This window comes from Neisseria sp. HMSC067H09, from assembly GCF_001814135.1.
GTDB lineage: Bacteria > Pseudomonadota > Gammaproteobacteria > Burkholderiales > Neisseriaceae > Neisseria.
Window position 1 is genome coordinate 1 of the sequence record NZ_KV814889.1, and the last position, 5,428, is coordinate 5,428.

The following is a 5,428-nucleotide window of genomic DNA, read 5'->3' on the forward strand; positions in this document are numbered from 1 at the left end:
TTTATAAGTGTCCAAGATTTGGGGGCCAGTTCAGATTTTCAGACGACCTTGGATTCAATTTTTTATACAATCAACGCGGGTTTTATTCAATTAAATTGGAAATCCAATCCGTAGCGTGGGCTGCGCCCACGAAATCTGCTATCTAAAAAATCCAAATCAGACAACAGCCGAATGGACATCCATTTCGGCATTTATCTCGCGGGCAAAGCCCACGCTACCCGTTGCAGCAACAGCAACCTGTCCCTTCCCCCGTCTGGCGGGGGAAGGTTAGGATGGGGGTGGCTTTGTGGGTCTAAGTCAAATAAATTCGTACAACCCGTAGAGCCACCCTCTCCCCAGCCCTCTCCCGCCGGACGGGAGAGGGAGCGGATTGCAGGCAAAAATAAGGTCGTCTGAAAACTTTGAGATTTGAGTTTTAGAGAAACTCGTTCACGCTTATTTTCAGACGACCTTTTATTCAATCACCGCAGGCTTGGGACAACCCAAGTAGCGTGGGCTGCGCCCACGAAACCTGCTATCTAACAATCTAAATCAAACAACAGCCAAATGGGCATCCATTTCGGCTTCCATCTCGTGGGCAAAGCCCACGCTACGGATTGCCCCTCCTATTTCCACCACCCGCTACTCAGCGAAAAAAATACCGGGTCGTAATATTTCGGCAGTTTTTGCGGGATGCCGAGGTTGTCGCGGTAAACGACGCGGTAGCGGTCGGCGTACCAGGCGGGGACGATGATGTATTGGTGGCGGATGGTGCGGTCTAGTGCCCGGGAGGTGGTTTTCAGCTCTTCGCGGTTGGTGAAGCTGCCGAAATGTTTGAGCAGCTTTTCGACTTCGGGGCGGCACACGCCGGCGAGGTTTCGGCTGCCGGGGATTTTGGCGGCTTCGCAGCCGAAATAATCGTATTGTTCGTTGCCGGGGCTTTCGCTGTTGGCATAGGCGGTAATGGTCATATCGAAGTCGAAATCGTTGAGCCGCCTTTGGTATAAGGCGGGGTCGGTAACGCGGATGTTCATGGTTACGCCGATTTTGGCGAGGTCGCGTTGCCATTTGGCGGTAATGCGTTCGTAGGTTTTGGAGGCGGTCAGGAACTCGAAGGTCAGGGGTTTGCCTTGGCTGTCGGTCAGTTTGCCGTTTTTATAGCGGTAGCCTGCTTTTTCCAAGAGGGCGCGGGCTTTGAGCAGGTTGGGGCGTATGCCTGTTTTCGGGTCGGTTTGAGGCGGTTCGGGGACGGGTTGGTTCAGGACGGCGGGATCGAGGGTGTTGCCGAGGGACTGGAGCAGTTTCAGTTCCGCGCCTTGCGGTTTGCCTGTCGCCGCCATCTCGCTGTTGGTGAAGAAGCTGTTGCTGCGGCGGTATGCGCCGTAGAAAATGCGTGCGTTGATGCTTTCAAAGTCGAAACTCTCGACCATCGCCTGCCGCACGAGGATGTTGTCAAACGGGGCGCGGCGCAGGTTCATGACGAAGCCCTGCATGCCGGCATCGCTTTTCTGTATCCATTCGTGTTTGCCCATGCCGCGTTTGGCGAGCATTTCGTCGGAATAGCCCCGCGCCCAGTTTCGGGCGACATTTTCGTAAACGAAGTCGTATTGTCCGGCTTTGAGGCCTTCGAGGCGGACGCTGTTGTCTTTGAAATATTTGAAGCGGACGGTGTCGAAGTTATATCTGCCTTTGCGGGTCGGCAGGTTTTGCGCCCAGTAGTTTTTGTCGCGCGCGTATTCGCTCATGCGCCCGATGTCTGCTTTGACGAAACGGTAGGGGCCGGAGCCGATGGGCATTTTGTTTGCGCCTTTTTCCAGCCCTTCGGGGTAGCTTTTATGAGAAAACACAGGCAGTTGCCCTAATGCCATGTGTAATTCGGCATTGCGCTGTTTGAAGCGGAAAACGACTGTCCTGTCGTCGGGCGTTTCGACTTTGGCAACGTCGCTCCAGTATATGCGGTAGAAGGGGTTGGCGGCTTTGTCTTGGGTAAGCAGGCGGAAGGAGGCGGCTACGTCTTTGGCAAGGACGGGATCGCCGTTGTGGAATTTGGCTTTCGGGTTGAGCCTGAATGTTGCCGACAGCCCGTCTTCGGCAAGTGAGAAGTCTTCCGCCAATAGTCCGTACATGGAGAAAGGTTCGTCCCAACTGTTGTCCGTGAGCATGTCCACGGTCAGATTGAGGACGCCGGCTTCTTTGTCGCCTTTGAGGGTAAACGGGTTGAACGTATCGAAGCCGCCCTGTATCGGCAGGGAAAACACGCCGCCTTTGGGCGCGTCGGGATTGACGTATTCGTAGGCGCGAAAGTCGGCGGGATATTTCGGCTCCTGCCCCAAACCTAAACCGTATGCGGCAAAAGCGGTGGCAGTGGAGAAGGAAAGCAGGAGGAGGAAGAGGGTTTTCATAAGGTTTCAAACCGAACGGGACGATGAAGCCCGATTATAGCAAAAGGTCGTCTGAAAACTGCTTTCAGACGACCTTTTATCCGTTTCAAAACATACTCAAGAAGGCTGCTGCCGGTTTTTCGCCTGAGCGTCAAACTCCGCCAGCGTCATGTTCAAAGTCTGCAAACACGGCGTCATCACCGCATCGACGGCTTGGTTCACATGATCCCTTTCCACGGGCGACGGGCGGTAAACAAAGAGCTTGAAGAGTTCGCTCAACTCAATCGAATCCGCCCCCGTTTTCAACACCCAGCCCTGACGGCCGTTGTAGATATAACCGTGCCGCGCCAGCTTTTCCAAAAGCTCGCCCAACTCATCGTAACCCATATTGATATGTCGTCTGAACTCCTGAACAGGCAAGGCTTTGCCCTCTTTTTGCGCCGCATCCAAAAGCAGCAGGATTTTCAAGACATCGTCAAACCGCCCGCGCGAATCGAAGCCCCTGCGGAACGCATCGCCCTGCCAATAAGACAGCGACGAAGTCAGCACCGCGCCGCCCAACACCAGCGTCCACAGCAAATTCAGCCACACCAAGAAAAACGGCACGGCGGCAAACGCCCCGTAAATCGAGCGGTAGCCGTCGAAATTGCCCATATACCAAGCAAACAGGAAACGCGCCGTCTCCAAGCAAAACGCCGTGACCAAAGCCCCGATAAACGCATGGCGCCCGGGTACGAAGCGGTTGGGTACAAAGCGGTACAAACCCCACAACAAAAGCGTCGCGAAAAACAGCGTGCCTAAGGTTTGCAGTAACCCCACCACCCATTGCGGCGCAAACGAAGCCAGCGCAGAATCCTGCACCGACCCGACCATAAAAGAAATCCCCACGCCTAAAGACAGCGGCCCAAACGTCAGCAACGCCCAATACACCAAAAACTGCATCATCCAAGGCCGCTGCGTATTGACCCGCCAAATCCGGTTAAACGTATTGTCAATCGTCCGAATCAGCATCAGCGACGTCACCACCAGCATCACGCTACCAATCGCCGTCAACTTTCCCGCCTGATCGCGGAACGCATTGATATAATCAAACACCATGTCCGCACCCTGCGGCACAATAGTCTGATTGACGAACGCCACAAAAGAATCCGACCAACGGTCGAACACAGGGAAAATCGAAGCGACCGCCACCATCACCGTCAACACCGGCACCAAAGCCAGAAGCGTCGTAAACGTCATACTTGCCGCAGCCTGCGGCACACGCTCCTCATCGAAACGCCGGACCACAAACCACGCAAACGCAAACGCCTTACTACCCAACAAACCTTGCCACCATTTCAAAAACGGCATAATCTTTCCCGAAAAAATAACCAATTAAAAATAAAAAAACAGAAAACGCCCGCAGCACACACCACGTCGTCTGAAAACACAGCTTCAACAGCCAAACACCGATTTTCAACCAATCCCATTGTAACGGAATACCCAAATGAACCCAAATCCCCTCAAAATCCTCGTCCTCTACTACTCCCAAAACGGCAGCACCCTCAACCTCGCCCGCCAAATCGCACGCGGCATCGAAAGCGTCGCAGGCTGCGAAGCCGTATTGCGCACCGTCCCCAAAGTCTCCACCGTCTGCGAAGCCGTCGAAAAAGACATCCCCGACAGCGGCGCGCCTTACGCCACCGCCGAAGACCTCAAAACCTGCGCCGCCCTCGCCCTAGGCAGCCCCACCCGCTTCGGCAACATGGCGGCCGCCATGAAATACTTCATCGACGGCACCATCCCCCTGTGGCTCGGCGCAGAACTCGCCGGCAAACCCGCCACCGTCTTCACCAGCACCTCCTCCCAACACGGCGGACAAGAAACCACCCTCCTCACCATGATGCTCCCCCTCCTGCACCACGGCATGATCATCAGCGGCATCCCCTACACCGAATCCGCCCTCGGCAGCACCCAAAGCGGCGGCACCCCCTACGGCTCATCCCACGTCGCCGGACACGACAGCAAACCCGTCCTGACCGCCGAAGAAAACGACATCGCCTTCGCACAAGGCAAACGGCTGGCAGAACTCGCCGTCAAGTTGGCTTAAAGTAAATATAAAAGTCCGCCCAACCACAAACTAAAAAACTAAAAGGTCGTCTGAAAACCTGATTTCCAAGTTTTCAGACGACCTTTTTATTATTCTCAAATCCCGTCATCCCAGTTTTTTAGCCATGATTAAACTGCCCCTCGCGCAAAAATGTTGCGGTTTGCTCTGCGGTAACCTGTTTGAACAGCATACCGCTGTGGCTGACGGGCAAGATAACGTGGTCGCGCATATTCGGACAGCGGGTTTCGCTGACCAAAACCGTACCGTCGTGTTCGCCGTGCAAACCCAATACGCGCCCCAGTCCGAGCGGCTTGTTGCCGGCAATGCTGCCCAGTTCGATATGTTCGGGCAAATCGGGCGTACCGCCGTCGAGCGCATCGCGATAAGCGCCACCGAGTACGGGGGTTTTTAACCCGAGTCGGAACACCCTTTGCGCAGCCCGGCTGCCTTGGTGGGGCGTACCGAAGGTAACGATGCGGCCGGTAATTTTTTCGGGATGGGCGGCGGCAAAGTGGCGCAACACCAGCCCGCCCAGACTGTGTCCGGCAAAATGCAGAGGCTCGCCCGTATCGTGTTTTTCAACAAACTCTGCCAATGCCTGCGTGTGCTGCGGCATGGTGTGCCAGACGCTGTAATAACCGAACAGGGCAACGTCAAAGCCTTGCTTTTCCAGCATATCCGCTAAAGGTTTCATCACCCAAGAGTGCATGTGCAGTCCGTGCAATAAGATGATTTTCGACATGAGGACCTCCTGTATTTTTTGCCGCTAGCATTATGCCATAAGTCAGTCAGACCGTATTGCGGACGCGTTCTGCCTTTTGAAAACGGGCTTAAGCTCCGGTTAAAATCTGTTGCCGTATTTTCAGACGACCTCGGTTTGAACGGATCAGGTTTAAAAGTCCGCCGCAAAGCAAAAAGGTCGTCTGAAAACCTTTAAATAAGGTTTGAACTGGCCCCCAAATCTTGGACACTTATAAAA

4 protein-coding genes are annotated in these 5,428 nt (G+C 54.5%); 1 reads left to right on the forward strand and 3 read right to left on the reverse strand.

The window, feature by feature from the left end; translation table 11 throughout:
• Positions 1-605: 605 nt before the first annotated feature.
• Complete coding sequence (locus tag HMPREF2954_RS03710) at positions 606-2,381, reverse strand: extracellular solute-binding protein (RefSeq protein ID WP_045073456.1); 1,776 nt, start codon at positions 2,379-2,381, stop codon at positions 606-608.
• A gap of 96 nt (positions 2,382-2,477) precedes the next feature.
• Positions 2,478-3,710, reverse strand: a complete 1,233-nt coding sequence (locus tag HMPREF2954_RS03715; RefSeq protein WP_045073458.1) for a YihY family inner membrane protein — start codon at positions 3,708-3,710, stop codon at positions 2,478-2,480.
• Between the two features lie 136 nt (positions 3,711-3,846).
• On the opposite strand from HMPREF2954_RS03715, the gene wrbA reads away from it, so the two are divergent.
• Positions 3,847-4,449 (forward strand): NAD(P)H:quinone oxidoreductase, encoded by a 603-nt coding sequence (gene wrbA / locus HMPREF2954_RS03720; RefSeq protein ID WP_045073460.1) that lies wholly within the window; start codon positions 3,847-3,849, stop codon positions 4,447-4,449.
• A gap of 118 nt (positions 4,450-4,567) precedes the next feature.
• Here wrbA and HMPREF2954_RS03725 read toward each other — a convergent pair whose 3' ends face one another.
• Positions 4,568-5,191, reverse strand: coding sequence for an alpha/beta fold hydrolase (locus HMPREF2954_RS03725; RefSeq protein WP_045073462.1), 624 nt, complete (start codon positions 5,189-5,191; stop codon positions 4,568-4,570).
• Positions 5,192-5,428 lie beyond the last annotated feature (237 nt).